The sequence below is a fragment of the Rhodococcus sp. NPDC056743 genome, from assembly GCF_042790355.1.
Lineage (GTDB): Bacteria > Actinomycetota > Actinomycetes > Mycobacteriales > Mycobacteriaceae > Rhodococcus_F.
The window spans coordinates 175,191-199,195 of the sequence record NZ_JBHTZI010000009.1; the positions used below are offsets into that span (position 1 = coordinate 175,191).

General features: G+C 61.2%; 27 protein-coding genes and 1 pseudogene. 18 read left to right on the forward strand and 10 right to left on the reverse strand.

Annotated features, from left to right (window positions below; genetic code table 11):
* Window positions 1-28 precede the first annotated feature (28 nt).
* Together ACFRFQ_RS21575 and ACFRFQ_RS21580 are read left to right on the forward strand one after the other, a co-directional pair.
* Window positions 29-521, forward strand: a pseudogene (locus tag ACFRFQ_RS21575) (recombinase family protein).
* A gap of 193 nt (window positions 522-714) precedes the next feature.
* The gene (locus ACFRFQ_RS21580) at window positions 715-1,161 is read left to right on the forward strand and encodes a hypothetical protein (protein WP_378662013.1); all 447 of its coding nucleotides are present in this window, start codon (window positions 715-717) and stop codon (window positions 1,159-1,161) included.
* Window positions 1,162-1,214: 53 nt separating this feature from the next.
* On the opposite strand, the gene ACFRFQ_RS21585 is transcribed toward ACFRFQ_RS21580, so the two are convergent.
* A complete protein-coding gene (locus ACFRFQ_RS21585; RefSeq protein WP_378662015.1) occupies window positions 1,215-1,766 on the reverse strand; it encodes a hypothetical protein in 552 nt (183 codons plus the stop codon).
* A 591-nt stretch (window positions 1,767-2,357) separates the two neighbouring features.
* On the opposite strand from ACFRFQ_RS21585, the gene ACFRFQ_RS21590 reads away from it, so the two are divergent.
* Entirely contained in the window at window positions 2,358-2,849 is a 492-nt protein-coding gene (locus ACFRFQ_RS21590) for a DUF6301 family protein (protein WP_378662018.1), read from the forward strand.
* A gap of 226 nt (window positions 2,850-3,075) precedes the next feature.
* On the opposite strand, the gene ACFRFQ_RS21595 is transcribed toward ACFRFQ_RS21590, so the two are convergent.
* Window positions 3,076-3,801, reverse strand: coding sequence for a hypothetical protein (locus ACFRFQ_RS21595; RefSeq protein ID WP_378662021.1), 726 nt, complete (start codon window positions 3,799-3,801; stop codon window positions 3,076-3,078).
* Window positions 3,802-4,327: 526 nt separating this feature from the next.
* Between ACFRFQ_RS21595 and ACFRFQ_RS21600 the strand changes: the two genes are divergently transcribed.
* Entirely contained in the window at window positions 4,328-4,831 is a 504-nt protein-coding gene (locus ACFRFQ_RS21600; RefSeq protein ID WP_378662024.1) for a DUF6301 family protein, read from the forward strand.
* 178 nt (window positions 4,832-5,009) lie between these two features.
* Here the strand turns inward: ACFRFQ_RS21600 and ACFRFQ_RS21605 are convergent, their stop codons facing one another.
* Entirely contained in the window at window positions 5,010-5,330 is a 321-nt protein-coding gene (locus ACFRFQ_RS21605) for a hypothetical protein (protein ID WP_378662027.1), read from the reverse strand.
* Window positions 5,331-5,403: 73 nt separating this feature from the next.
* Window positions 5,404-7,791, reverse strand: a complete 2,388-nt coding sequence (locus tag ACFRFQ_RS21610) for a DNA topoisomerase (RefSeq protein WP_378662029.1) — start codon at window positions 7,789-7,791, stop codon at window positions 5,404-5,406.
* Between the two features lie 611 nt (window positions 7,792-8,402).
* Here ACFRFQ_RS21610 and ACFRFQ_RS21615 point away from each other — a divergent pair.
* From ACFRFQ_RS21615 to ACFRFQ_RS21630, 4 genes are all read left to right on the forward strand, one after another.
* Entirely contained in the window at window positions 8,403-9,500 is a 1,098-nt protein-coding gene (locus ACFRFQ_RS21615; RefSeq protein WP_378662031.1) for a hypothetical protein, read from the forward strand.
* A gap of 4 nt (window positions 9,501-9,504) precedes the next feature.
* Window positions 9,505-9,732, forward strand: coding sequence for a hypothetical protein (locus ACFRFQ_RS21620; RefSeq protein WP_378662034.1), 228 nt, complete (start codon window positions 9,505-9,507; stop codon window positions 9,730-9,732).
* A complete protein-coding gene (locus ACFRFQ_RS21625) occupies window positions 9,725-10,867 on the forward strand; it encodes a hypothetical protein (protein WP_378662037.1) in 1,143 nt (380 codons plus the stop codon). Before ACFRFQ_RS21620 ends, ACFRFQ_RS21625 begins: the two co-directional genes overlap by 8 nt.
* 356 nt (window positions 10,868-11,223) lie before the next feature.
* Complete coding sequence (locus ACFRFQ_RS21630; RefSeq protein WP_165826276.1) at window positions 11,224-11,382, forward strand: hypothetical protein; 159 nt, start codon at window positions 11,224-11,226, stop codon at window positions 11,380-11,382.
* 20 nt (window positions 11,383-11,402) lie between these two features.
* Here ACFRFQ_RS21630 and ACFRFQ_RS21635 read toward each other — a convergent pair whose 3' ends face one another.
* From ACFRFQ_RS21635 to ACFRFQ_RS21645, 3 genes are all read right to left on the reverse strand, one after another.
* Window positions 11,403-11,783: a VOC family protein gene (locus ACFRFQ_RS21635; protein WP_378662041.1), complete on the reverse strand. Its 381-nt coding sequence runs from the start codon at window positions 11,781-11,783 to the stop codon at window positions 11,403-11,405.
* Window positions 11,780-12,190, reverse strand: coding sequence for a VOC family protein (locus ACFRFQ_RS21640; protein ID WP_378662044.1), 411 nt, complete (start codon window positions 12,188-12,190; stop codon window positions 11,780-11,782). The genes ACFRFQ_RS21635 and ACFRFQ_RS21640 overlap by 4 nt, the downstream gene beginning before the upstream one ends.
* A 91-nt stretch (window positions 12,191-12,281) precedes the next feature.
* Window positions 12,282-12,842: a helix-turn-helix domain-containing protein gene (locus tag ACFRFQ_RS21645; RefSeq protein ID WP_378662046.1), complete on the reverse strand. Its 561-nt coding sequence runs from the start codon at window positions 12,840-12,842 to the stop codon at window positions 12,282-12,284.
* Window positions 12,843-12,906: 64 nt separating this feature from the next.
* On the opposite strand from ACFRFQ_RS21645, the gene ACFRFQ_RS21650 reads away from it, so the two are divergent.
* Together ACFRFQ_RS21650 and ACFRFQ_RS21655 are read left to right on the forward strand one after the other, a co-directional pair.
* Window positions 12,907-13,584: an AzlC family ABC transporter permease gene (locus tag ACFRFQ_RS21650; protein ID WP_378662049.1), complete on the forward strand. Its 678-nt coding sequence runs from the start codon at window positions 12,907-12,909 to the stop codon at window positions 13,582-13,584.
* On the forward strand, window positions 13,581-13,901 hold the full coding sequence (locus ACFRFQ_RS21655) for an AzlD domain-containing protein (protein WP_378662052.1): 321 nt from the start codon (window positions 13,581-13,583) through the stop codon (window positions 13,899-13,901). The genes ACFRFQ_RS21650 and ACFRFQ_RS21655 overlap by 4 nt, the downstream gene beginning before the upstream one ends.
* Here ACFRFQ_RS21655 and ACFRFQ_RS21660 read toward each other — a convergent pair.
* Window positions 13,887-14,525 carry a TetR/AcrR family transcriptional regulator C-terminal domain-containing protein gene (locus tag ACFRFQ_RS21660; RefSeq protein ID WP_378662054.1) on the reverse strand — a complete coding sequence of 213 codons (639 nt, stop codon included), beginning with the start codon at window positions 14,523-14,525 and terminating at the stop codon, window positions 13,887-13,889. The genes ACFRFQ_RS21655 and ACFRFQ_RS21660 overlap by 15 nt on opposite strands.
* Window positions 14,526-14,664: 139 nt before the next feature.
* On the opposite strand from ACFRFQ_RS21660, the gene bioB reads away from it, so the two are divergent.
* The gene (bioB, locus tag ACFRFQ_RS21665) at window positions 14,665-15,693 is read left to right on the forward strand and encodes a biotin synthase BioB (RefSeq protein WP_138868999.1); all 1,029 of its coding nucleotides are present in this window, start codon (window positions 14,665-14,667) and stop codon (window positions 15,691-15,693) included.
* Window positions 15,690-15,914: a hypothetical protein gene (locus ACFRFQ_RS21670; RefSeq protein WP_378662056.1), complete on the forward strand. Its 225-nt coding sequence runs from the start codon at window positions 15,690-15,692 to the stop codon at window positions 15,912-15,914. Before bioB ends, ACFRFQ_RS21670 begins: the two co-directional genes overlap by 4 nt.
* 14 nt (window positions 15,915-15,928) lie before the next feature.
* Here the strand turns inward: ACFRFQ_RS21670 and ACFRFQ_RS21675 are convergent, their stop codons facing one another.
* Window positions 15,929-17,095: a TDT family transporter gene (locus ACFRFQ_RS21675; RefSeq protein ID WP_378662059.1), complete on the reverse strand. Its 1,167-nt coding sequence runs from the start codon at window positions 17,093-17,095 to the stop codon at window positions 15,929-15,931.
* Between the two features lie 126 nt (window positions 17,096-17,221).
* On the opposite strand from ACFRFQ_RS21675, the gene ACFRFQ_RS21680 reads away from it, so the two are divergent.
* From ACFRFQ_RS21680 to ACFRFQ_RS21690, 3 genes are all read left to right on the forward strand, one after another.
* On the forward strand, window positions 17,222-17,791 hold the full coding sequence (locus ACFRFQ_RS21680) for a DUF2567 domain-containing protein (protein ID WP_378662061.1): 570 nt from the start codon (window positions 17,222-17,224) through the stop codon (window positions 17,789-17,791).
* Between the two features lie 50 nt (window positions 17,792-17,841).
* A complete protein-coding gene (locus ACFRFQ_RS21685; RefSeq protein WP_378662064.1) occupies window positions 17,842-19,215 on the forward strand; it encodes a DUF2252 domain-containing protein in 1,374 nt (457 codons plus the stop codon).
* Between the two features lie 127 nt (window positions 19,216-19,342).
* Entirely contained in the window at window positions 19,343-19,675 is a 333-nt protein-coding gene (locus ACFRFQ_RS21690) for an SDR family NAD(P)-dependent oxidoreductase (RefSeq protein ID WP_378662067.1), read from the forward strand.
* 15 nt (window positions 19,676-19,690) lie between these two features.
* On the opposite strand, the gene ACFRFQ_RS21695 is transcribed toward ACFRFQ_RS21690, so the two are convergent.
* Window positions 19,691-20,419 carry an NUDIX domain-containing protein gene (locus ACFRFQ_RS21695; protein ID WP_378662070.1) on the reverse strand — a complete coding sequence of 243 codons (729 nt, stop codon included), beginning with the start codon at window positions 20,417-20,419 and terminating at the stop codon, window positions 19,691-19,693.
* Between the two features lie 102 nt (window positions 20,420-20,521).
* Here ACFRFQ_RS21695 and nadA point away from each other — a divergent pair, with 102 nt between their 5' ends.
* Genes nadA through nadC form a run of 3 tightly spaced genes read left to right on the forward strand, consistent with a single transcriptional unit; the run spans window position 20,522 to window position 23,999 of the window.
* Window positions 20,522-21,559 carry a quinolinate synthase NadA gene (gene nadA / locus ACFRFQ_RS21700; RefSeq protein ID WP_138868994.1) on the forward strand — a complete coding sequence of 346 codons (1,038 nt, stop codon included), beginning with the start codon at window positions 20,522-20,524 and terminating at the stop codon, window positions 21,557-21,559.
* Window positions 21,556-23,130 carry an L-aspartate oxidase gene (locus ACFRFQ_RS21705; RefSeq protein ID WP_378662073.1) on the forward strand — a complete coding sequence of 525 codons (1,575 nt, stop codon included), beginning with the start codon at window positions 21,556-21,558 and terminating at the stop codon, window positions 23,128-23,130. The genes nadA and ACFRFQ_RS21705 overlap by 4 nt, the downstream gene beginning before the upstream one ends.
* Entirely contained in the window at window positions 23,127-23,999 is an 873-nt protein-coding gene (gene nadC / locus ACFRFQ_RS21710; RefSeq protein WP_378662075.1) for a carboxylating nicotinate-nucleotide diphosphorylase, read from the forward strand. The genes ACFRFQ_RS21705 and nadC overlap by 4 nt, the downstream gene beginning before the upstream one ends.
* Window positions 24,000-24,005: the final 6 nt, after the last annotated feature.

Sequence of the window (24,005 nt, forward strand, 5' to 3'; positions counted from 1 at the left end):
GGTATCGACCGCCGATCAAAACCCAACTCTGCAGACGGACGCTCTGACGGCCGCGAGTTGTTACAAGATATGGACCGACGTCGCATCCGGCTCGAAAGACGATCGCCCAGAACTGGCCGCAGTCATCGAACACCTTCGACCGGGCGACACGCTGGCCGTGTGGCGCCTGGACCGGCTCGGTCGAAGCCTTCCTCACTTGTTGGAAACGGTGGCTCACCTCGAATCGATCGGCGTCGGGTTTACTTCCCTCACCGAAGAGATCAACACCACCACCTCCGGTGGCCGGCTGATCTTCACCATTTTTGGTGCTCTCGCCGAATTCGAACGGAATCTTCTGAGGGAGAGGACATTTGCAGGTTTGGAAGCCGCGAAGAAGCAAGGACGTAGGTGGTCGACCGCCGGTACTTGATGAGAAGCAGAAGGCAATCGCCCGCAAGATGAAAGGTGCCGGCGTCTCGATGACCACCATCGCGGACACGCTCGGAGTTGCCCGATCGACCCTGTACCGCAACGTCAGTTAGACGGTTGGTGCACAGCACTTTTGAACACGGAATGGCGGAAGACGACTCACGGGGCACAGCTTGACATCCGGCTCTGGCCGGTTCGGTCAGCGCGGTATGCGGCAGATTAGTGCGTCGCGATTCGGGGCCTTCACGATCGCGCAGATTGCTCGTGATAAGCATGTCATCCGAAGGCATGTCGAAGGGGAAACGTATGGACCGTTGCAGCTTGATCGCGATCGCTGAGCAGTTGGTACCGGAGAGGCCGTCGCTCACTGAGGCGGTCCGGGCGGCGGTGGATGACAGATGGGCATTGGCGGAGCTGACCCGAGGTCTACGGGACGCTGAGGTCATGGAGTACATCGACTGGTCTGACGATCCGGAGATGGCCCGAGAAGCATTGGAATCCTTGAAGTTCCACCCGTCGTCCATGTCGTGGGACTGGTGGGAAGAACACGAGGATGACGACGATGGGGACGAGGCCATCGAACGGTTTCTCGGCTTGGCTGGAGAGCAGAGCCGCAAGCACGGCGTACTCCTGGTCGAACTCGAACTCGGTGGAGATGGCTACCTGCTGGGTTTCGTTCCCACAGGCTCGGCCAAGGACCTAATCAAAGCCGAATCATTGACTGTCGTTCGCCGAGGCTGGCAGGGCGGGTGAGGCGGCGCACTTGTTCGCCGCGGGACAGTGTCCCTGACCGAACCGTGCCTTGATCAGTTGACCCGGTGGGGCCAGGTCGCCGCCGACGATTCGGCGATGCCGGGTCTGCGCGCCGCACTCGAGGAGATGCCGGATCCGCGTGACCGGCCTCGGGCACTCCGATATTCCGGAAACCTGTCTGCCAGAGCTTTATCGAACGCGGCAGCACGCTCGAATGAATCAATATTCGGCTGCACGTGATCGCGTTCAAGGTGCGCCGTCATCAACCCTGCTGCCTCAGCGAAGTAGCCATTGACGATGCACAAGACAATTGTCGCCCGTAAAACATCGGGGTAAATCCGGTCGGGCGAGATTCCCGGGATCGGCTCCTCCGCCACCCGAATCAACTTCTCAAGCGAGTTGCGATCGTCAAACCATGTCGCGACCGCCCCGGATACGCGACGTTCGAACCACTGCGCGGCAATCGGCACGTCCGCTTCAGTAATCACCCATGGCGCCATCCCCACCGACTCCAGACCCGGCAGTTCGTTGAAAAACCGCTCGTCAACGCGCTCAAGGGAGGAGCTGTCTGGCCCACGGTTTTTCAGCAGTGCTTCCGATGACATTGACCGTAGTATGTCACCTACCGTCGGAGATATCAGGAATGCAGTTCCCGTGCACCTCACGGCACCGTCCCTCGAATCGCCGATAAGTGCCTGTACTGCAGCGATAGTATACGGAATGCCGGCAGCATCACCCGTGAACCAAAAGGCATCCTCATTCCTCTCGGCTAGGGGATCAGACGGAATGTATCCCGCGCGCACCATTGCATCGGTCAATTCCTCTTTAACCATATTGGCAATACGGTCTCTTTTACGAGAAGCCACAACCTAATCCTTTCAGGCGAGAGCCCTCACCATATCGATTCACCGTAGATATCACAAAGTCGCACCGTCATCTAGGAAGGCACCCGCCAAATCTTCGTACAGCCCCGGAAGAATTGATGCGAACCCGGGTAGGCGGAAAGTCTCAGTTACGGAATCGGTAATTGAAGTTTTGGGGTCTGCGCTTCAACGGCTGCCTCCGCTGCGGTTCCATCGATTTCTTTCGTGCATCCGGCAATTAACAGGGTTGTCAGCAGAAGCAACGGAACGAATCGACTCATGCATTAGAGATACCGCCAGAATCGAAAATCAAGAAGGAAGTAGCATCCACACATGCACGTCGACATCGAAGGCGCCACCCGGATCGCCCGCCTCGCTACAGAATTCGACTGGACCTGGGCCGTCGACGACCTGGAACCCTTCTGCGCACAAGCTGGATGGGAGCTCGTCGAACTCAGGCAAGGTGGCGGCTCGATACGGACGAACCTTCATGTCAGCCGGCCGGAGGCGCACATGTTCGGGCGGCAACACAGAATGAATTGGATCTCGATCTTCGTCACGGACCTGGCAGATGACGCTACGCCCATGACAGTGGTGCGCCCGCTGCTGGACGAAGGGTTCACGAACCTCGATGTGGCACTTACTGCACTCCTGGGGACAGCCACGAGCGCCGAACCCGGACCAACGGCAGCTCTCCGGTGGGACCTGCCCAAAGTGGTCGTCATACTCAGTATGAGCCCCAGCGCGATCCACCTGCGTCTGACGAGTCCGGGATATCAGGCATGGGTGGATGAGCCCGAACCGGCGTACGAGGACGAGGACTAGCGATCGAGGTCGGCGAGATCGCATCCGGTGCGGAAACAGTACTGGTCACCGCGCGGCCCGGCCTCATGCACTTCGGATCCGGAAGAGCCCTTCAATCCTGTTTGCATTCTCCCCAGAGAACTCATAGTGCCCGGCGGAATCGCCACACCGAGAAGTGATTCAGCTCATGGCCACCGGTCCAGAGGACACCCACAGCGGATATCCCGCCGTCCGGGATATGGCAAGGTCAGCGGCCTCGGGCACTCCGATACTCCGGAAACCTCTCTGCCAGAGCTTTATCGAACGCGGCAGCACGATCGAATGAATCAACATTCGGCTGCACGTGATCGCGTTGAAGGTGCGCCGTCATCAATCCTGCTGCCTCAGTGAAGTAGCCATTGACGATGCACAAGACAATTGTCGCCCGTAGAACACGGGGGTTGATCCGGTCGGGCGAGATTCCCGGGATCGGCTCCTCCGCCACCCGGATCAACTTCTCAATCGAGTTGCGATCGTCGAACCATGTCACAACCGCCCCGGATACGCGATTCTCAAACCACTGCACGGCAATCGGCACGTCCGCTTCAGTAATCACCCATGGTGCCTTCCCCGCCAACTCCAGACCCGGCAGTTCGTTGAAAAACCGATCGTCAACGTACTCAAGGGAGGAGCTGTCCGGCCCGTCGCCTTTCAGCAGCGCGTCCGATGGCATTGACCGTCGTATATCACCTACCGTCGGAGACATCAGGCATGCAGTTCCCGTGCACCTCGCGGCACCGTCCCTCGAATAGCTAATATCTGCTCGCACGGCAGCGATGGTATGCGGAATGCCAGCAGCATCACTCTTGAACCAAAATGCACCCTCATTACTCTTTGCTAGGGAATGAGACGGCACGTACCCCGCGCGCACCATTGCATCGGTCAATTCCTCTTTAACCATATTGGCAATACGGTCTCTTTTACGAGCAGCCACAACTAACTCCTTTCAGGCGAGAGCCCTCACCATATCGATTCACCAATCCCGTCGTTGTAACGCTCCCACCACGACCTTGCCGGATCTGTAGCCACCTCAGGGACGTTACCTGGTGTCCGATACACGAGGCCTGGTCACATAATTCATCCCTCCATACCCACTGGCATTCGGTGCCGGAGTCCCTTTTCCTGGCTCACTCGAGGTTTGTGCGCGGTCGGTGACGATAATTTCCGTTATCGCACCGTCTCTTCGAAATACCCTGGTCAACCCTTACCCCTGCCGGGTGCACTGCACTTCTGAACACAGAATGTCAGAAGACAACTGCACGCAAGACCGAAATCGCAGGACACCGTGCAGTCGTCTTCTGAAAATGACACGCGGCGCGGCACCTCGGTTGGATTATCCGCGAGATCCGCGGCATGACTTACCTGTGAGTACTTGGCCCCGTCGTGATGTGGGAGGCTACGACCGCCGTGACGGCCACTACCGAACCACCAACTCTGACTACGAGAAAGAGCTGTAAAAGATGCGAGCAGATATCGAACGCGCTGCCCAGGCGGTGCGCGCGGCCGCCGGGTTCGACTGGACGTGGACCGTCCATGACCTGCCGCCGTTCTGCGGTCAGGTCGGCTGGCAGTTCAGCGGCCTCGATGAGCAGGTGCCAGCAGCCGTGACCGATCTCGAAGTCAATCGCCCCGATGTGATGGTGGGCGTCGCGGACATATCGACAACCGAATTGTCGCGAGCGATCGATATGATCTCCTTCCGTGCCAGTGATGTGGTTCTCGGTCGGAGCGACTTGGAGCCTGAGCTGGATGAAGTTTTCGATGCACTCGTGCAGCGGATGTTCGAACTGCTGGGGCAGCGGCCCACGGATTGGTGGATCGAACCGACCCGCGGCCTGCGCTGGGACCTTCCGGGCCTGGTGGTTAGGGCCCAGATCGGCGTCTCATCGGTCTGGGTGTATCTGGTCAGTCCTGCGTACCAGCAATGGAGCGACGAAATCGAGCAGAGCGCCGAAGATGAATAGACGTGAGGTCGGTTCAGGCTGCGGCCGGCCCGACTCACTGGCATTCCTGAAAATCGATAGCTTGCGCAGCTCGCTCTTGGTGTACCCGGCCATCAGGTTGGTGGCAACTAGGCGGTGAGTGCCTTGCGGTGGATATTCTCCAGTGTCAGTTTGAGCTTCTGCGGGTCTTCCTCATTGACTACTCGTGCGCGCTGCTCGGCGTCCACGACATGTTTCCTCCGTACGGGCGAGAATGTTGCTTCCGCTCGCGGGCGTTGCGGTACTGAGCGATCAGTGCCGCTATGAGTCCGAGGACGACTGCGCCGAGGGAAATGGCGTTGGTGATGAGCGTCGGTTGGGTGGTAAATCCGATGATGCCCGCAATGATGAGGAAGATAGGAGAGGCGACCATGAACGGGCTACCTGCCGTCTTGGTCCCGGCGACCAGTCGTTTAACTTCGAGACCACCGACAGCTGCGGACAACACGACTACAGCGATCCATACGATGTTGCTGAACATGCCGGTCTCCTATGGCTTTCTGATGGTATTTGAAGATTCTGTCACCTGCCGCCGCTTCCGGTGGCTGCTGCCGCTACTTGCTGGTCTTGCGCTTCTTCGCGCCGGTGGGAGCTTTTCGGTCCTCGAACTTCAAGGTGAAGCCGAACGTCTTGTGGCCGTTGAGAGTTTTTGTGGCCAATGCGCCCTTCGCTGTGTACGAATTACCGCTCTTACCCTTGGCCTGGAATTCGATGGTCTCCCCGGCCAGTAGCTTTGCCAGTTCCTGCTCGGTGAAGTCCTTGCCGGGCCAGTGCTCGTTGGCACCCCAACCGCGGCCCTTGAACTGGACTTTCTTGCCCTTCCACACTCCGCTGACCAGGTCCGTTCTTGGAGCTCGCTCCTCGAACTGGGGCTTGAAGCCCACGAACGGGTACGTCTTCCCGTTCTTCTCCATCACCCCGGCTTCGAGCTTGCCCTTGCAGGTGTACGGCTCGCCGGTCTTGGTGCTTGTCGCCGTGATCTCGATGACGCCGCCAGCCACGAGTGTGGCTACCTCGGCGTCGGTGAACCGGTGCCCGCCGAACCCTCTCTTCGCGGTGGTGACCACGGTGTCGCCGTGGGTGAAATGCAGTGCCGGCGGCAAGGTGATGTTCTCGACCGGCTCACGGATCACTCCGGCCTTGCCCATTCGCTCTCTCAGGTCGGCCGGCAACCTGCTCGCGTTCGCCTTCATCTTCTCGAGGTCATGGCGCACCAGGTCTGCCACCAGCGACAGGAAGTCGGGAGCCACGCCGGTACCCGCCTCGACCTGTGCCATCTGCTCGAAAACCTTCTCGGTGATCGTCAGATCGCCAATGTGCGTGCCTGGGAGAATCCGGTGGTTGAGTTCACCGACCGCACTGAGCGTGATCTTGCCGCGCTGCTCGCGCATCAACGCCTTGCCGGTGGCGTTGTTGGTGACCTCGGCGTACGTGCTCGTCCGGGTGGCACCGGTACCCACACTGCGTTTTTCCAGCTGCTTCATCAGCCACCCCATCGTCGGGTGCGGTGGCCGCGTCGGAAAACCCTCGTGGACGAACGGTTTCGCGATGGTCCCGAGCGCAGTCGCACCCGCTGCTGCCTCGTCCTGCTCCTCATCGTCGTCTTCGACGACGAACACGCCCTTCCAGCCAAGTACCGCCGGGACGTTCAGCGAGCCGACGAAGCTCGGATACTTCTCGACATGCCCGCGATGCTGGTCGTACTCGTAGTCCGGGGCAAGCATAGTCAAATAGTTCTTCGCCAGGAGCTCGTAGATTTCCTTACCCAGTTCGCCGAATTTCTGTTCCACCGCAGCCAAACTCGGAGGCACGTTCGGGCCCGGACGGTTGGCACCGTGGGCGCCGCCGGACTTGATGTGGCTCTTGCGTGGTCCTCGGTGACTGAGCGCGGCCGGGTTCACTCCGACGACGCCGGCGATCTTGTCGACCAGCGGGAGCAGTTCGTTGAACTGTTCGATGGAGATGAACTTGTCCTCGGTGCGCGGATAGGACACCACCTGTGCCTCGTACATCCTCTGATACGTCTCGAGGACCTTCTTGGCTTCGAAGCCCTTCTTCGACAGCAGCGACGAGAGGCCGGCGAGGTCCATCAATTTCGGTGGCCCGGTCTTCTTGCGGGTGGTCCCGTCATGGACCACCGGTGAGGACTCGAGTCCGCCGGGTACGGCGCTCTTGTTCTCGAACCGGTCGATGTCGGGGTCGGTGTAGGTGACATTGTTCTCGTCAAGAAAACGGTTCTCGTAGAACGCTTTCTTGACGTAACCCTTGTGCGCGTCGAGGCCGTCGCCGACGATCACGACCATTGCCGACTTGAGTCGACCGTTACGCACTACGGTGTTTGAGCCGGACACTTTCGTCGCCGCCCGTGTGAACTGCATCGACAGCATGTCCCACTTCGATCGGAAGTCTGCCTTGCGGTAGTCACCTTCAGACTCGATCGAGGTCACTGCGCGGCGATTCGTGAAAGCCTTCCGCAGCGACGCCGGGGTTTCGTCGAGAAACTCCATCCGCTCGAGCTTCTTGCCCTCCAAGCCCAGGTACTCGACGATTTCCCACCCCAGCAGCGAACCTTCGCCGGTCGGATCGAGATCGGCGGCGTTGCATACGGTTTCGCACGTCGACAAGGTCTCTTTGAGTGCGTCGAGCAGACTCTTCGCGTCCGGGTCGGTGACCAGCTTCCCTCCGGAAACCTTACGTCTGACCTCGCGCTCCCAGCGGAAGTCGCCGGCATTCCACGGCAGATGCTGCAGATCCCAGCTCTTGTACTGCTCGGAGAGAGGTGCGGGCACCATCGCCGCGGGGTCCTTCAATTCCAGCAGGTGACCGCGAGCACTCACGATGACGTATTCCGTGCCGTCGAAGGTGCCGCTCATACCGCCCAAAGCAGCCGCGAAATTGCGGGCCGCCGAGGGCTTCTCGGTGAGAATGCCGACTTTCCCCATACTGTTTCTCCTTCGTTGAGGATTGACCTCGTCATACGGGACGCTTCCCAAGTTGAAGCCGCCAGTTGGGGCCTTTGTGCGCGGATAGATAGATTTGAACGGACAGGAAGATTTCGGAGTCGACGAACAGGTTGAGAACACTAGTGAACGGACCGCTGTAGGGCATTCCAGAGGGCGAGGCGGCACTCATCGTTGTTGCTCACTTTCGGATTGCTCACTGCGGAGATTTCAGAACTTTGGTCGGGGCGATGTCGATCGTGTCATGTAGCGGCGACACGATCGACACGCGTACTAGCCGGTGAGTGCTTTACGCTGGGCATTCTCCAGTTTCAGTTTGACACCGCGGTCACGATGCTCGTGGAAATCTCTAGCATCGACAGGTTCGCCAACGCAGGCCATCTCGCCGACTACGCAGGCTGCCTAGCTCGCCGCCGAAGTAACGCCCTGTGCGCGATGCTTAACAACGGTACGACCTGTCAACCTGACCGGACGAACACCGGAGCCATACTGCCCGCGACGCAATCGGCCTGAAATCGAACCAGTCGGCGGTCTTCGCGGTGGACGATCTGCTTCGCTGGTACGGTCCATGTCATGACTCTGCAGAAAGGCGCGTGAGCGCCCACCTCGGGCGCAGGTATCTGCGCCCCCGATATGTCTTCTTCACCGCGGCTCACCTGTGGGTGGTCGACGAGCGTCAACCCGTTGCGGCACTGATTGATCCGCACACAGAATCATTGGCTGGGTTGGTGGCGTGGACCGATCTTCCTCCCACACCACCAGGATCCGGCCCAGTACGGATCGCTGCCGGCGAGTCCGGTTTATGGATACAGAACCACCGCGACGGCCCTTTGGTTCACGTCGGCATCGATGGCATCGACCGTTCCGAATACACCGAAGGGCACCACCTGATCGCCGCGGGACGCGCCGGCGCCTGGTGCATGACGACTACACGCCGACACAACGACATCGCACCCTCGCCGGACACTCCGCCACGGACGCTGCGGCGGAGACCGGCGCTGCTGGTGACCAAGCCGGATGGTGGCATGCGTCGCGTCGAAGTGGATGCCGCGGCGATCGTGTCGGCCGAGTTCGACGAATCGTCGCTCTATCTCGGCGTCGAACACGATCCGTGGGAACGGGTGCCGCGCGTGGGCGGCGCCGGAGGAAAGCGACCCGGGTTCGAGTTGCGTTACAGCTCATCGGTATTGCAGATACCTCTGCATGATCCGGCCCCGCTACGTATCGACCGCGACACCTACCTGTGCGCGGAAAATCGGCAGGTCGGGTACACCAGCGAGTACGCCGATAAGTACTACAACGAAAACCATCGCCGCAAGCGCGCATTCGACGGCGACGTGCGCTGGTACTGGGGCAAAGACCCCATTGCGCATGGTCCCACAACCGTACGGGCTTACCGTGGTGAGGATCCGTCGCCGGTGACGACCTTGACGCTGCCCGGGATGGATGTCGCGCACGGGGTAGCCGGGGCCGGGAGGCTGTGGTTGGCCGCGAGGACCGCCGCCCGTCCTGCCGTCGGTCGGGCGGTACTTTCCACCGGGTTCGATGGCGGGATCGCTTCGCTGATTACCGGCGGCATCGACATCACCGATCGGTGCTGGCCTGTCGGGTCCCGAGCCACTCGACCATCACGGGTACGTGCAGTACTGCCTGCACGGCCTCGACCGAATACGGTTTTCGGACAAAGTTGATCAGGTGAGCGCCACGTATGTCGGCCACTGGCCTAGCGGCCGGATCCATGTCCGATTCCGGCATCGTGACTACCCGGGACTGACGTTGACCGCTCGTCTCAATCTGTACGACGAGCAAGGCATCCGACTCGACAATCTCCTGTCCTATGCCGCGGCAGAGTTGAGGGAACAAGCCGACACCCGCGCCTACCCGCCGGCTTCCGAAGCCATCGCGGGAGTCCTACATGTCTGAGCCGAGCGGCGGAGGCGATCGGGCCGGAAAGCTCACCGCAATGGCCGGTGGGAGACGCGTTGACCTGGGCCGCAGACCACCGACACGCGAATATGTAATGGAGGCAGTGATGACCGAATGGGTGCAGATGTTGGTGACCATGGCCGACGGCCCGCAGCAGCCGGTCCACGGTGCCGTGATCCCGTACCGCAATTCCGACGAACCGTTTCACTACTACTTCGGCAGCTACGGTGAAGAACCTGTGTTTCTTCCAATCCGTCTCCCCGGCGTGTATCTGTATCGGTGGGGACGTCGATCGAGGATCGAATCACTCGACGGCCACGTGATGTTCGTCAGCGACGGCACCACCGCCTGGGACTTCACCGCCGACGCAGACCATCCGCGCAGCACCGAACTCCGTCAGGTGCACTCGCCCGGCGCGGGTCGATACCTTGCGATCACCCCGCGGGTTGAGCATTGGGTCGGCAACCATCACTCACGCCCGACAGGGCCGGTGACAGACGTCGAGTTTCTCGGCCGTCGCTGCTGGTCGGTGGATCTCGTCCCACGCGAGAGCCGTTATCTACCGAAGCCGTCGCTGCGGCTTGTCGTCGACGCCGAAACCGGTGCAGTCCTTGCCCAACACTCCGGCGACGGTATCGACGGCGCCGCATACGCCGACCTCACCGTGGGGGAGGGCCTCGACCTCTCCCTGTTCGCCTGGGACGGTCCGGTCGTCACCGACGCCGAATCCAGGATCCTCGCCGGTCGCGGTGGGCCACCAGTACCGCCGGCGCAAGAGTCGATGAGCTGGTTTCGTGAGGAGATCACCGCCGAACCCATCAGGGTGCCCCTGCTGACGGACCTGACTCCACGCTTCGTTCATTCGATCGAACCCGAATCCGGCGCATTCGCCGCCGAACTCGGTGACAAAGCGGGATGGATCGCCCGGAGGCCACGATCGAGCGAGCCGTGGAAAACCCAGACGTACGAGTATCAGATAGCCTGGTCTACAGAAGATTTCGACTGGGTCTGCCAGATTCACCGCGGAACACTCGACGCCGCCGGAATCGAGTCACTACAGCACCAACTACACCCCGGTCTATCGGTAGTGGGCACGCCTGAACTTGTCTTCGCCGGTACCGACGGATACTGAGATCAGAGTTGTCCGGGGCCGATAATTCTTGAGAAGTTGATAGAAGCACTCGTTCTGCTGGCCTCAGGCCGCGACTTTGCCGATCCGATCGACAGGATCCGATCGATATAGTCCGATCGACAGGGGGTTTCGCGAATCGTGGGGCCGCGATCCGTGTGTGTTTCTCCCACTGTGCGATCACTTTGCACGCTCCTCCGGAGAGGGCTCGATGACAACCCGTGGATACCGTTTTTTCCGGTAGTTGGATGGCGTGCAAGACTGGTGTACGAACCGCTGAGTCATCCGTTCCGGATAGGTGTTGTTTACTACGGCAACAGGGTGAAAATCGCGGCGGGTGAAAATCACAAGGGTGGCACATGTACGAATCGAATTTGTTTTCCGACTCCAGCGCGACGGAGTCGGCCGAGATCGAAAAAACGGCAGAGGAATTGGCGTCCGAACGCACCGCTTCGGTGGCGGAACGTTCCAATGCCGACACCGCTGAACAGCGCCAGTCGCAACTGTTCAGCGGGTAGTTGTTCGGTGTGAAGACGCGTCAGGATTCTTTCAGGACGGAGATCACGTTGCCGGCCGGGTCGGTAAACCAGGCGATGTCGGGTCCGTTGCCTCGCATGATGCCGTTCTCCTCCTGAGGGAATCCGTCGTATTTGACGAACTCCACACCGCGGCCGGTCAGTTCGTCGACCGTACCGTCGATATCGTCCACGAGGAAATTCAGGATCGTGTACGACGCAGGCTCATGAGTCGGCTTGGGGTAGACGAGTATTTCGGTCCCACCTGCCAGGTGTAGGCGGATAATTCCCATTTCCTCGTCGGTGACCTTCAGTCCAAGGGTTTCACCGTAGAATTTTTTCGCTGCTTCGATGTCGTCGACAGAGAATCCGCTGATTGCTTTGGTGCTTCCCAGTGCGCTCATTTCTTGTCCTCGCTCATAGTCGACTCCATCTCCGCGCGGGCCGCCTCACTGAACTCGATGATCTGAATGTAGTTGCCATCGGGGTCGATCGCGGTGGCAAACCAACTTCCGCCACGGTCTTCGAGCGGGGCGAACCAGGTTCCTCCGAGTGCATCGATCCGCTCCGCAATTGCGCGCGCATCATCCGTCTCGATGTTCAGGAACATCCGGCCGGGTTCTGCGTTGGTGTCGCCGATGTCGTCGCGTTTGTCGATCATCATGTAGAAGCCGTTGAAGTCGAGGACGTCGTAGCCGGGTTCTCCGGGTGTGCGATCGACTTTCGGTGCGAATGCTTGCGCGTACCAGTCGCGCAGGCGATCTGGGTTGTTACTGGAGAGCAAAATGCTCCCGATGCTGGATCCGGACATGCTTCCTCCTGCTGGTAGCCGTACGGGCGAGTCGAGAAGGACTGCCTAGATTTATAGACTTCCCACTTCCGCAAAAGTCATCGCACGACTCTTAGATATGTTCGGAAACCAGAATTGCGGTTGTGCCCGGTTCGAGCGCGCGGAAGATATGTTCCTCGTCGCCGGGGTACGAGAGGTAGTCACCAGGGCCCAGTTCGACGGGGTCGGCAGTCGGTCCGACTTCGGCTCGACCATGTCCGATGACAACGTGTTCGGTCGTACCGCGTGCGTGCGGCGTGGAGATGCGCGGTTCACCCGGCTCGGCGACTATCCGGTAGAGGTCGCGGCGGGCATTCGGTGGGCTGGGCGCCAGAAGCGTAGCTATGTACGACGCGTTTGCCGACGCGATTGCCGGGCCGTCGCCGGCGCGAATCAGCTGGACGGGGTGCGACGGGGCGTCGACGAGTTGCGAGAACGGAACGCCCAGCGCGTTTCCGAGAGCCCACAACGTTTCCAGGCTGGGGTTTCCCAGACCGGATTCGAGTTGGGAGAGTGTCGATTTGGCGATGTCGGCTCGTCGTGCGACTTCGGAGATGCTCAGTCCTGCCCGGTTGCGCTCCCGTTTGAGTGCCTTCGCAACCAGTTGCTGTGGTGTGCTGTCGTCATTCGCCATCGTTCGATGCTCCGATCGTTCGTTCGCCTTGACGAACGGTATCAATTCGTTCAACATAGAATACATGCGTTCTATATGGCGAACACTTGATCAGGACACCGTCCGGGTGTCCGTGTTGATCTGCGTATCTGTGGCCGTAGTGGGAGTGTCCTATGGCGTGACGGCCGGATCTGTTGGGTTCTCGCTCTGGCAGTTACTTGCGCTGGCGATCCTGGTGCTCGGTGCATCGTCAGAGTTTCTCTTCATCGGGATTATCGCTGCCGGTGGGAGTCCACTCGCGGCGATTCTTGCCGGGTTGATGATCAATTCACGGAATTTTGCGTACGGATTATCGGTCGGCTCAATCCTTGGCCAGGGCTGGCGACGAATGCTGGGCGCGCATCTGGTCAATGACGAATCCGTGGCGATTGCCACTGGTCAGTCAACTCTCGCGGGAAAGCGAGCCGCTTTCTGGCTTTGCGGAATCGGCATCGCGATCTGCTGGCCACTCGGCGCCTTGGCGGGCGGAATCCTCGGCTCGGTCATCCAGGATCCGGCGACGCTCGGACTGGACGCAGCGTTTCCGGTCGTGATCGTCGCTCTGGTGTTGCCGGCGTTGAAGGAGAAAATCACGTTGATTGCGGTGTGCGTCGGCGCCGGTGTGGCGGTGGGCACTTCGACCTTCTTGCCGGCGGGGACAGCCCCTCTGGTGGCCTTGCTGGGGATGGTTGCTGCCTTCCCGTTTCGGGAGAAGGCCAGATGAGCGCGCTGGGCGTGAGCGTTGCGATAGTTGTATTTGCTTGTGGCACTTACGCGTTACGGGTCAGTGGAGTTCTGCTACGCGCTCGGGTTGCGCTGTCTGCGGCGGCGCTCACGTCTCTCGACCGCGCTATCGTATGTCTCCTGGTTGCCGTTGCGCTCACGTCGACGCTGTTCGACGGCAACGATTTTGGTGGGCTCGCACGTGTCATCGGTGTGAGCGTCGGCGCTATTGCTGCGTGGTTCAAAGCGCCACTGGTTGCCGTGGTTCTCGTAGCGACGGGCGCAACGGCACTGTTGCGGCTGTCAGGAATTGCGTAGCGCAGCGTGCGGGTTCGCCAATCGTGCGCGTATTCCGTCGATGAACAGGTCGAGGCCGAACTGGAAACGGACGGTGGGATCGCCGGCGAGGAGATCGTCGTCGGATCCGCCGCCGATGATCTCCGGGGCATCAGGGGAGATGGGCGACCTGGTCAGGGCGCCGAATTCTTCCATTTGGGCGCGAGACTGTTCGTCGACGGTATGCCCGAGGACGTAGTACAGAACTGCGTAGGCTGCGAGTTCGGCGTGTTCGCGCGACAGTCCTGAGGTGAGTCCGGCCGTCACGAAGTTCTCACGCACCGCACTTGTCGTCATCCGTGATGCGAAGGTGGCACTCACCAACTCCGCGCCATCGCGGTGTGCGAGCAGAGCGGCCCGAAGTCTGTGTGCCAGTTCGGAATAGGATTCTTCCCAGCTGTCGGCATCGATCGGGGCGTCGACACCCTCGAGGATTTTGTCGACCACTGCGCCGAGCAAAGTCTGCTTGTTCGGGAAATGCCAGTACAGGGCGCCAGGTTGAACACCGAGGGACGTGGCAAGTCTGCGCATCGTGAGGTCGGCCAAGCCGAATTCGTCGAGGATCGCCATAGCGCCGTCCAGAACGTCTCCGCGTCTCAACTGCACGTGTTTGCCCCTCGTTTTCTGTGGATCGAGCTGTTGGCCTCATCTGAGCCTGCCTTTGACAGTATTCCACCTCGTCTCTAACGTGAACACCGTTCAACTTGTACGGTGTTCAATTTCCAGTCTTGAAGGAGACTTCCCGGTGACTCCGACCTCGGTAAGCACGGCCCCCGCTACGATCGACATCCTCGACCACGCCCGCGAGCAGGTTCTCGAACGCGGCGAAGGCCTGAGTGAAAGCCAGGTGCTCGACGTGCTTCGACTGGGCGACGAACGCCTCGAGGACCTGCTGGCTCTCGCCCACGATGTGCGTATGAAATGGTGCGGACCGGAAGTCGAGGTCGAAGGCATCATCAGCCTCAAGACCGGCGGGTGCCCCGAGGACTGCCATTTCTGCTCGCAGTCGGGGCTTTTCCAATCTCCCGTACGGGCGGCGTGGCTCGATATCCCCAGCCTCGTCGAAGCTGCGAAGCAGACCGCAAAATCGGGCGCGACGGAGTTCTGCATCGTTGCCGCCGTCCGTGGCCCAGACGCGAAGTTGTTGGCCCAGGTGGCGGCCGGAATCGAAGCGATCCGCAATGAGGTCGACATTCAAATCGCCTGCTCGCTCGGCATGCTGACACAAGAGCAGGTTGATCAACTCGCCGCGATGGGCGTCCACCGCTACAACCACAACCTGGAGACGTCGAAGTCGCATTTCCCGAACGTGGTCACAACACACACGTGGGACGAGCGGTGGAACACGCTGCGCATGGTTCGCGAAGCCGGCATGGAAGTGTGTTGCGGCGGAATTCTGGGAATGGGCGAGACGCTGGAGCAGCGAGCGGAATTTGCCGCGAATCTCGCTGAACTCGAACCGGACGAGGTTCCGCTCAACTTCCTCAATCCTCGTCCGGGGACGCCCTTCGGAGACCTCGAGGTTCTTCCCGCGAGCGAGGCTCTGAAGTCGGTGGCGGCATTCCGCCTCGCGTTGCCGCGCACCATCCTGCGGTTCGCCGGTGGACGCGAGATCACCCTCGGAGATCTTGGCGCCAAGCAGGGAATCCTCGGCGGTATCAATGCCGTGATCGTCGGCAACTACCTCACGACGCTCGGCCGTCCGGCCGAAAGTGATCTTGATTTGCTCATCGATCTGCAGATGCCGATCAAAGCCCTCAACGACACGCTGTGACCGAGTCCACCACGAACGAGCGATACAACCCGTACACCGGGCGTCGGCTCGTCGAGGGTGTCGAGGATCTGACGCCGGCCGCTGCGTCGCTGGGACTCGAGCCACCCCGGTTCTGCGAGCACTGCGGTCGACGCATGATCGTGCAGATCAGTCCCGACGGTTGGTGGGCAAAATGCTCACGTCACGGGGTGGTCGACTCGATCGACGCAAAGCTTCGGTAGGGCTATCGGCGCTCTCACATCGGAGGCGTGGTCACCGGTGGAAATTTGTGTGCCTTGATCGCCCCAGTGGTCGGAGGCGGCAGGAACAGATTTCCGCGAAGGCTGCCGCGAGCAGTTCGGACTGCCACCAGGCACCACGTGGCCAACAGTCCGACGTACGCGATGGCAGCGGCGTATCGGAAGGCCGGCAATTCAGTATGAACGGCCAATTGTGTTGTGCCGGTGACAAAAGTTCCGACAGGAAAGGTCAAACTCCACCACGTCAGGGCAAACGGCATTCCCTGCCTCGCAGTCCGGACTGTGAGCGCTGTGGCCAATCCGATCCACAACACCGCAAATCCCCAGACGGGAACTCCGAACAAGATTGCGAATACTTCCATGCCGGAGGCCAATTGAGGTGAAACGGCAAGATGCGCATTCGTTCCGAGCACGCCGACTGCGGTGATGGACTGGCCCAGCGGACCCAGGACGATCCACAGAGTCGGTACACGGGCGGTTCCGGACGTACCGAAGTGCGCGAGTCGACTCCACACCATCGTGATGATGATGAACGAGGCGAACAACGAGAGGCCGAACATGGCATAACAGCCGTAGAGCATCGTCGTGCGTCCGGTGCCTGGCGGCATGTGAGGGATGAGCAGCGCGCCGGTGGCGGCGGAGACCATAGGCGGCACTACCGGCATCAGCCAGCCGCCGAAGGCCGCGTCCGCTTCGACCTTGTATTGGGTGAACATGAGGTACGGGATGGTCATAGCGGTGAACAGTCCACCGACCGTTCCCACCGTCCACAGCGACGCGTCGAGCACCACTGCGGCGCGTTCCCCGATGAGCGTGTGTCCGATGAGCAGCGCTCCGGCTCCCACCGTAAGGAATGCCATCGGCGCAGCGCCGTAGAAATGTGCCATCTGCGGGTTGTGGGCATGGCTGCGAGCCACCGTCGGATGGCGTACCCAATGCGCCGCCACAGCGACAACGAGTACCACGAGCAAGATCGCGGCGAGCGTCCACATCACCAGTGCAAACACGTGTTGGCCCCGAACTTGCACGGGGAGTGTTGTTGCTGCGATCGCTACGATTCCGGTGCCCATGACCGACGCGAACCAATTGGGCCCGAGATTGCCGAGAATCTGTCCAGGCGACTGCAGTGACGAGAGCAACCACGGCTGGTGCGGTGCAACCACGATTGCTCCTCGCTCGCGACGCAAATAACGGCGGACACCCTGGTCCGTCAGGTCAGCGTAGCGGTGAACGCCATGGTTCCGGAGAGATTCTCGGCTCCGGGACGAGGGAAGGTAGCGTCACCCAGTGTGATTTCTCTTCGGCGGATTCGACTACGCACTGCACTTCTCATCGGTTGCTCGAGTGCAGCGGTCAGCGCGCTGGTCGGAGTGCTGTGGGCATACCTCGCGCCTGCCGAGCATCTGTTGGTTGTCTCCGAGGGCCGCGGAATTGCGCTGACCGGCGAGAGCCTTCATCAGTTCGACGCGGTCGCGATCTTTGTACTTCTTGCCTTGATTCTCGGTGTTCTCACCGGCGTGGCGGCGTGGCTCGCGAGACTGAGCCGAGGGCCGTATGCGCTCGGCGGGTTGATCGTAGGTTCGGCGCTCGGTACTGCACTGATGGCAGCGGTGGGTACCGGCGTCGCGAAGTTGCGTTTTCCGGCCGTCGACAATCCGGCAGTGGGGGAGATCATCGCGCGGGCGCCCGGGATCGGCACGTTGCTGGTGTTGATCGTTCAGCCGTTGACGGCGTGCATCATGACCTTGATTCTCGTGGCGCTGAGTCCGTACGACGACCTCGGGGTGGCGGATCATGCGGATGACGCAGAGGCCGAGGCGGATGTTCTGTCGGAATCCACGACCCAGGAATTATCCTGAGGATTGTTCTAGCGGACGCCTAATTGTCCGGTTTCGTTCATACTCAGCGCGTGCATGTATTCGAAGCTGACATCGCCCGCCCGCGCGCCACAGTAACCACCCCCGAGGTGTTGCTGCGTGGTAAGTCTGCTCGCAAGGTTGTGACCCGTTCGCAATTGGCGGAGTGGAACCACACCGAGCGCGGCCACGATTCGCTGGCAACAATACTGGCGCAGAACACGATTCGAGCTCAGGATTTGCTCGCCATCCGGCATGGCCGGATGGCGGCGTCGCCATGGACGTACTTCCGGGGCGCGGCCGCAGTCATGGCCGCGGATCTCGGATCGGCGCCGAACACCGGCATCGGGGTGCAGTTGTGTGGAGATGCCCATGTGCTGAACTTCGGGCTCTGGGCCACCCCGGAACGCAATTTGTCCTTCGACCTTCGTGATTTCGACGAAACTCTTCCAGGGCCGTTCGAGTGGGATGTCAAAAGGCTCGCGGCAAGCATCGTTGTCCTCGCCCGTGAAAACGGCGTGACCGAGGACCGCGCAGCCGCTGCGACGGTGGCAGCGATGAGGGCCTACCGGGACAAGATCGAGTCCTATGCTGCAACCCCCGAAATCGACATCTGGTACGACCGCATCGACGTCGACCGTCTGCTGGGCTACTTCACGCCGGACACTGCCCTGCGTGCCGGGAAGATGATCGAGACCAAAGCTCAGCGTCGAACCAGTCGGGGAGCATCGCGCAAGCTCACGGAGATGACCGACGGGCGTAGACGTATCCGTGAGGAGCCACCGTTCCGTACGCACGTCGGTGACAATCAGGTCGAACTTGTCACCGAAGTCGTGGCCGGTTACAGCACATCGGTGCCGGACCATATTTGGAGCTTGCTCTCGCGTTATCGGGCATCGGACGTGGTGCGGCAAGTAGTGGGGGTCGGGAGCGTCGGGATGCGTGTCTATCTTGCGCTTCTCGAAGAGCGTCGGACCGGTGATCCGTTTTTCCTCCAGATCAAACAGGCCGGGCCGTCGGTGTACGAGACGTATGCCGAACCGAGCCGATACTCCAACTACGGTGAGCGAGTTGTCCAGGGACAACGCATGCTTCAGAGTGCGACTGACATGTTCGTCGGTTGGACCACTGTTGACGGCATGGATTTCTACGTCCGACAATTCCGCGACATGAAGGTCATTCCCGACGGCGCCACCATCGGGCCGTACCTCGCCGAATTCGCGAGTGCGTGTGGGGAAGTGCTGGCCCGCGCGCACGCGAGGAGCGGCGACGCCAGCGCGATTTCCGACTATCTCGGTCAGTCGGACAAAGCCGTGCTGGCATTGGCGAAGTTCGCGCGTCGGTATGCCGATCAGAACGAGCGCGATCACGCACAGTTGGTTGCGGCGATTGCCGATGGAACGGTGCAGGCTGCTCCCGGTTGGTGACGGTGAACCGTGGATCTCGTAGCTAGGCCGATTCCCCAGAGTTCTCACAGAATGAGCACAACGGCAGCACAAGATTGCGGACTTTCATAGGAGTCACAGTGATTGATTCCTCGAAGGAGATACCGCAATGAGTGCTTACACAATTGATCCCGATCGGGGAGTGGTGTTGGTGACCGATATCGGCCGCGATCACGGGACGCGCGTTGCTGCCGAGTTTCTCGCTGCCGGATGGAATGTGGCGGTGACAGCACGGAGCGTCACCGAGCTGGTTCGGATCATGGCGGGCAAACCGGCTCATCGGTTCTTCGCGGTTGTCGCTGATCCCACGGATCGCTGGCAGGCAGATCGAATCCTCGATCGGGTGACGACGCGTTTCGGCACGATCAACAGAATCGTCGATCCGACGGGCGTGGTCGCGTCAGTCTGGCATGGGCGGCAGAGCGTCGATGCCGTTGCCTGACAGTGATATTCGCAGTCAGCTGGGTGGTCGTAGTGCCGCAAACTCGTCCGTCACGCGCAGTGTGGAGTCGGTGAAGCGGTAGAGAGCGGGTGGGCGGCCACCTGACTTCCCGGACGGCGCGGTGTTTCCGGTTGCGGTGAGCACACCGCGTCGGCACAGGACTCGATGGAGGTTGGTGGCATCTACCTGGTAACCGAGTGCAGCGCAATAGATTTCACGCAGGGTTGACATTGCGAACTCGTCAGGTGCCAGGCCGAAGCCGATGTTCGTGTACGAGAGTTTGGCGGCCAGTCGATTGCGGGCGTGCCGAACAACCGTGCCGTGGTCGAAGGACATCTCCGGCAGATTCGAAACCGGGTGCCAGGCGGTGTCCGGTGGAAGTTGCGGATCTGCGCTGAGGGGGACCAGTCCGAGGAAGGTCGACGCGATGCGGCGCGAACCTGGAACACGCTGCGGATCGCTGAAGACGGATAGCTGTTCGAGGTGTGCGATCTTGCGCAGATCGACCTTCTCTGCGAGGAGTCTGCGCGCCGACGTGGTGAGGTCTTCGTCATCACGCAGGGTGCCGCCGGGCAGAGACCATGTGCCCTTCTGGGGATTGAGCGCGCGCTGCCACAGCAGGACGGCCAGTTCCTCCCGGCTGTCAGCCCTGTGAGCGCCGTCACCTGCGGTGATGTCGGTCGGGAAGGCGCGAACCTGGAACACCGCTGTGAGCACTTCGTGGGTGGTGTTACTATTGGGCACGTTTTCGATCCTAAGTCGAAAACCTCGAATACGGAAATCCGGGCCAGCCCGTTCGGATTTGAACTGGGTGATGAGCCTGGGTTCACGGTGAAGGAGAACGCCATGACGACCACGACGTTGTGGGAGGGATCGACCTCGCAGATTCACGACGGCCCCGGCGGATACGCCGGTGTCGAAGCGACGCCCGAATGGGCTGCCGAGGTCAAGCGTCTGGCTCGCGCACGCGGTGCCACGATTCTGGCGCACAACTACCAGCTTCCTGCTATTCAGGACGTCGCCGATCATGTCGGCGACTCTCTTGCCCTCTCGCGCATCGCGGCAGAGGCCCCCGAAGACACCATCGTGTTCTGCGGCGTCCACTTCATGGCCGAGACCGCCAAGATCCTTTCGCCGTCCAAGACGGTGCTGATCCCGGACGAGCGTGCAGGTTGCTCGTTGGCTGATTCCATCAACGCGGAGCAGCTTCGCGAGTGGAAAGCCGACAACCCGAATGCTCTGGTGGTGTCGTACGTCAACACCACGGCCGAGGTCAAGGGCCTGACGGACATCTGCTGCACGTCGTCCAATGCGGTCGACGTGGTCAACTCCATCGATCCGGACCGCGAAGTTCTCTTCCTTCCGGACCAGTTCCTCGGAGCGCACGTCAAGCGCGTCACCGGCCGCACCAACATGCAGATCTGGGCCGGAGAATGCCACGTTCACGCGGGCATCAACGGTGACGAATTGACGGCGAAGTCCAAGGCTCATCCCGATGCAGAGCTCTTTGTGCACCCCGAATGTGGTTGTGCCACTTCGGCTCTGTACCTCGCGGGTGAGGGTGCTGTTCCGGCGGACAAGGTCAAGATCCTGTCCACCGGCGGCATGCTCGACGCTGCCCGTGTCACGAAGAGCAAGCAGGTTCTGGTCGCCACGGAAATCGGCATGCTGCACCAGTTGCGTAAGGCCGCACCGGATGTCGACTTCCAGGCGGTGAACGACCGCGCGTCGTGCCCCTACATGAAGATGATCACTCCGGCCGCATTGCTGCGTTGCCTCCTCGAAGGTAAGGACGAGGTTCACGTCGACCTCGAGATGGCCAAGCGAGCGCAGAAATCGGTGCAGCGCATGATCGAGATCGGCAATCCGGGCGGCGGCGAGTGACGAGTCCTGCCGGGCGTTACGCCTGGGAGGCGCACGCCGATCTGGTTGTGATCGGCGGCGGCGTTGCGGGGCTCACGGCCGCGCGCGTTGCGTCGATGCGCGGTCTGAAGGTGCTCACTGTCAGCAAGGGCGGTCCGACCGACACGTCGACGCAGTACGCGCAGGGCGGCATCGCTGTCGTAGGCGACTTGAGCACTGATTCGGTGGAGTCGCATGTTGCCGACACGTGCGAAGCGGGTGTCGGACTGTGCGACGAAGCAGCGGTGTACTCCGTTGTGGAGGCCGGACACGAGGCAGTCGCTGCGCTGGCCGCGCTCGGTGCGGTGTTTGATCGCGGGCGTGACGGCGAAGTGTCCCGGACTCGCGAGGGTGGCCACAGCACCAGGCGCATCATCCATGCGGGTGGAGACGCTACCGGCGCGGAAGTGCAGCGGGCGCTCAATGCCGCTGGGCTGCCGGTTCTGTTCGGCGCTGCTGCCGTGCAGGTTGTCACCAATCGCCGTGGTGTGTGCGGGCTTGTCGTGTCTTCTCCCGACGGCTTGGGCGTTATCCACGCTCCAGCGGTTCTGCTCGCGACGGGTGGCCTCGGCCAGTTGTATTCGTGCAGCACCAATCCGCCCGGTGCCACCGCCGACGGTATTGCGCTGGCGTTGACTGCCGGTGCGTCCGTGGCCGACCTCGAATTCGTGCAGTTTCACCCGACGGTTCTGTTCACTCCCGGAGGCCTTGGTCGACGGCCGCTGATCAGTGAGGCCGTACGCGGTGAGGGTGCGATTCTTGTTGACACCAACGGTGATTCGGTTACTGCCGGAGTGCATCCTCTGGGCGATCTGGCTCCCCGCGACGTTGTCTCGCGGGCAATTGCCGCTCGTCTGCGTGACCTCGGCACCGATCACGTCTACCTCGACGCCCGAAAACTCGACGGGTTCTCTACTCGATTCCCGAACATCACCGCCTCGTGCCTCGAAGCGGGTATAGATCCTCGGACGCAACTGATTCCGGTTGCTCCGGCCGCGCATTATTCATGCGGTGGGGTGGCGACGGACGTACACGGACGTACCGGAGTCCCCGGACTCTACGCGGCGGGAGAAGTTGCCCGCACCGGTCTGCACGGAGCCAATCGTCTTGCGTCCAACAGCCTTCTCGAAGGACTGGTCGTAGGGGAGCGGGCCGGCATCGCTGCCGCGGAGCGACGTGAGGTTCACGCGGAGGTTGTCAACGTCGCGAGCGCACCGTTGCCGATATTGCCGCGCGAGAGAGTTCAGGCGATCATGACTTCTCACGCATCGGTCGTGCGCGACGGCGCCGGACTTGAAGCAGCGCGCATCGGCCTTGCGAATGCGGAACTCACCCTTCCAGTCACAGCTGCGGAACTCGAGGACGCGGCGCTGACGGTGACGGCACAAGCATTGGTCGCGGTCGCCGCTTCCCGTACCGAGAGTCGTGGGTGCCACACTCGCACCGATTATCCGGAAACCGACCCCGATCAGCGTCGCAGCATCCGTATCAAGCGCGGTGCCGATGGCGAGATGGAAATACACGACATGTTGCTGACAGGAGCACACCGATGACCGCGCCGAAAACCTTGCCGGCTCCCCTCGAGCTCGATGAAGTCCTGACGTTGGTTCGACTCGCCTTGGACGAGGATCTTCGCTACGGACCGGACATCACCTCCGTTGCGACGGTCCCCGCCGACGCGACCGCTAAGGCTGCAGTTGTCTCGCGCGCGGAAGGAACCGTTGCGGGAATCGATATCGGCCTGCTCGTCCTCGACGAAGTGATCGGCGCGGGCAAGTACAACGTCGTCGATCGTGTTGCCGACGGTACCCGCGTGGTACCGGGGCAATCGGTGCTCACGGTGACGGCGCCTACCCGCGGCCTGCTCACCGCGGAACGAACGATGCTCAATCTCGTGTGCCATCTGTCCGGAATCGCTACTGCCACAGCTGCCTGGGTGGATGCAGTTGCTGGCACCGATGCCAAGATCCGCGACAGCCGGAAGACGCTTCCCGGTCTGCGCTCGCTGCAGAAGTACGCCGTCCAGGTCGGTGGCGGAGTCAATCACCGCATGGGCCTCGGTGACGCGGCTCTGATCAAGGACAACCACGTTGCTGCCGCCGGGTCCGTCGTCGCAGCACTGCGGGCTGTACGTGAGCTTGCTCCCGACATCGAGTGCGAGGTCGAAGTAGACACCCTCGAACAGCTTGATCTGGTACTCGCCGAAAACGTCGAACTTGTTCTGCTGGACAACTTCCCGCTGTGGCAGACCCAGATCGCGGTGCAGCGACGCAACACGGCGTCGCCCGCTACCAAGCTCGAATCGTCCGGTGGGCTGAGTCTCGACGTTGCGGCCGACTACGCGGGTACCGGAGTCGATTTCCTCGCGGTCGGTGCTCTCACGCACTCCGTGACCGTTCTGGATCTCGGTCTGGATATGTGACTCCCG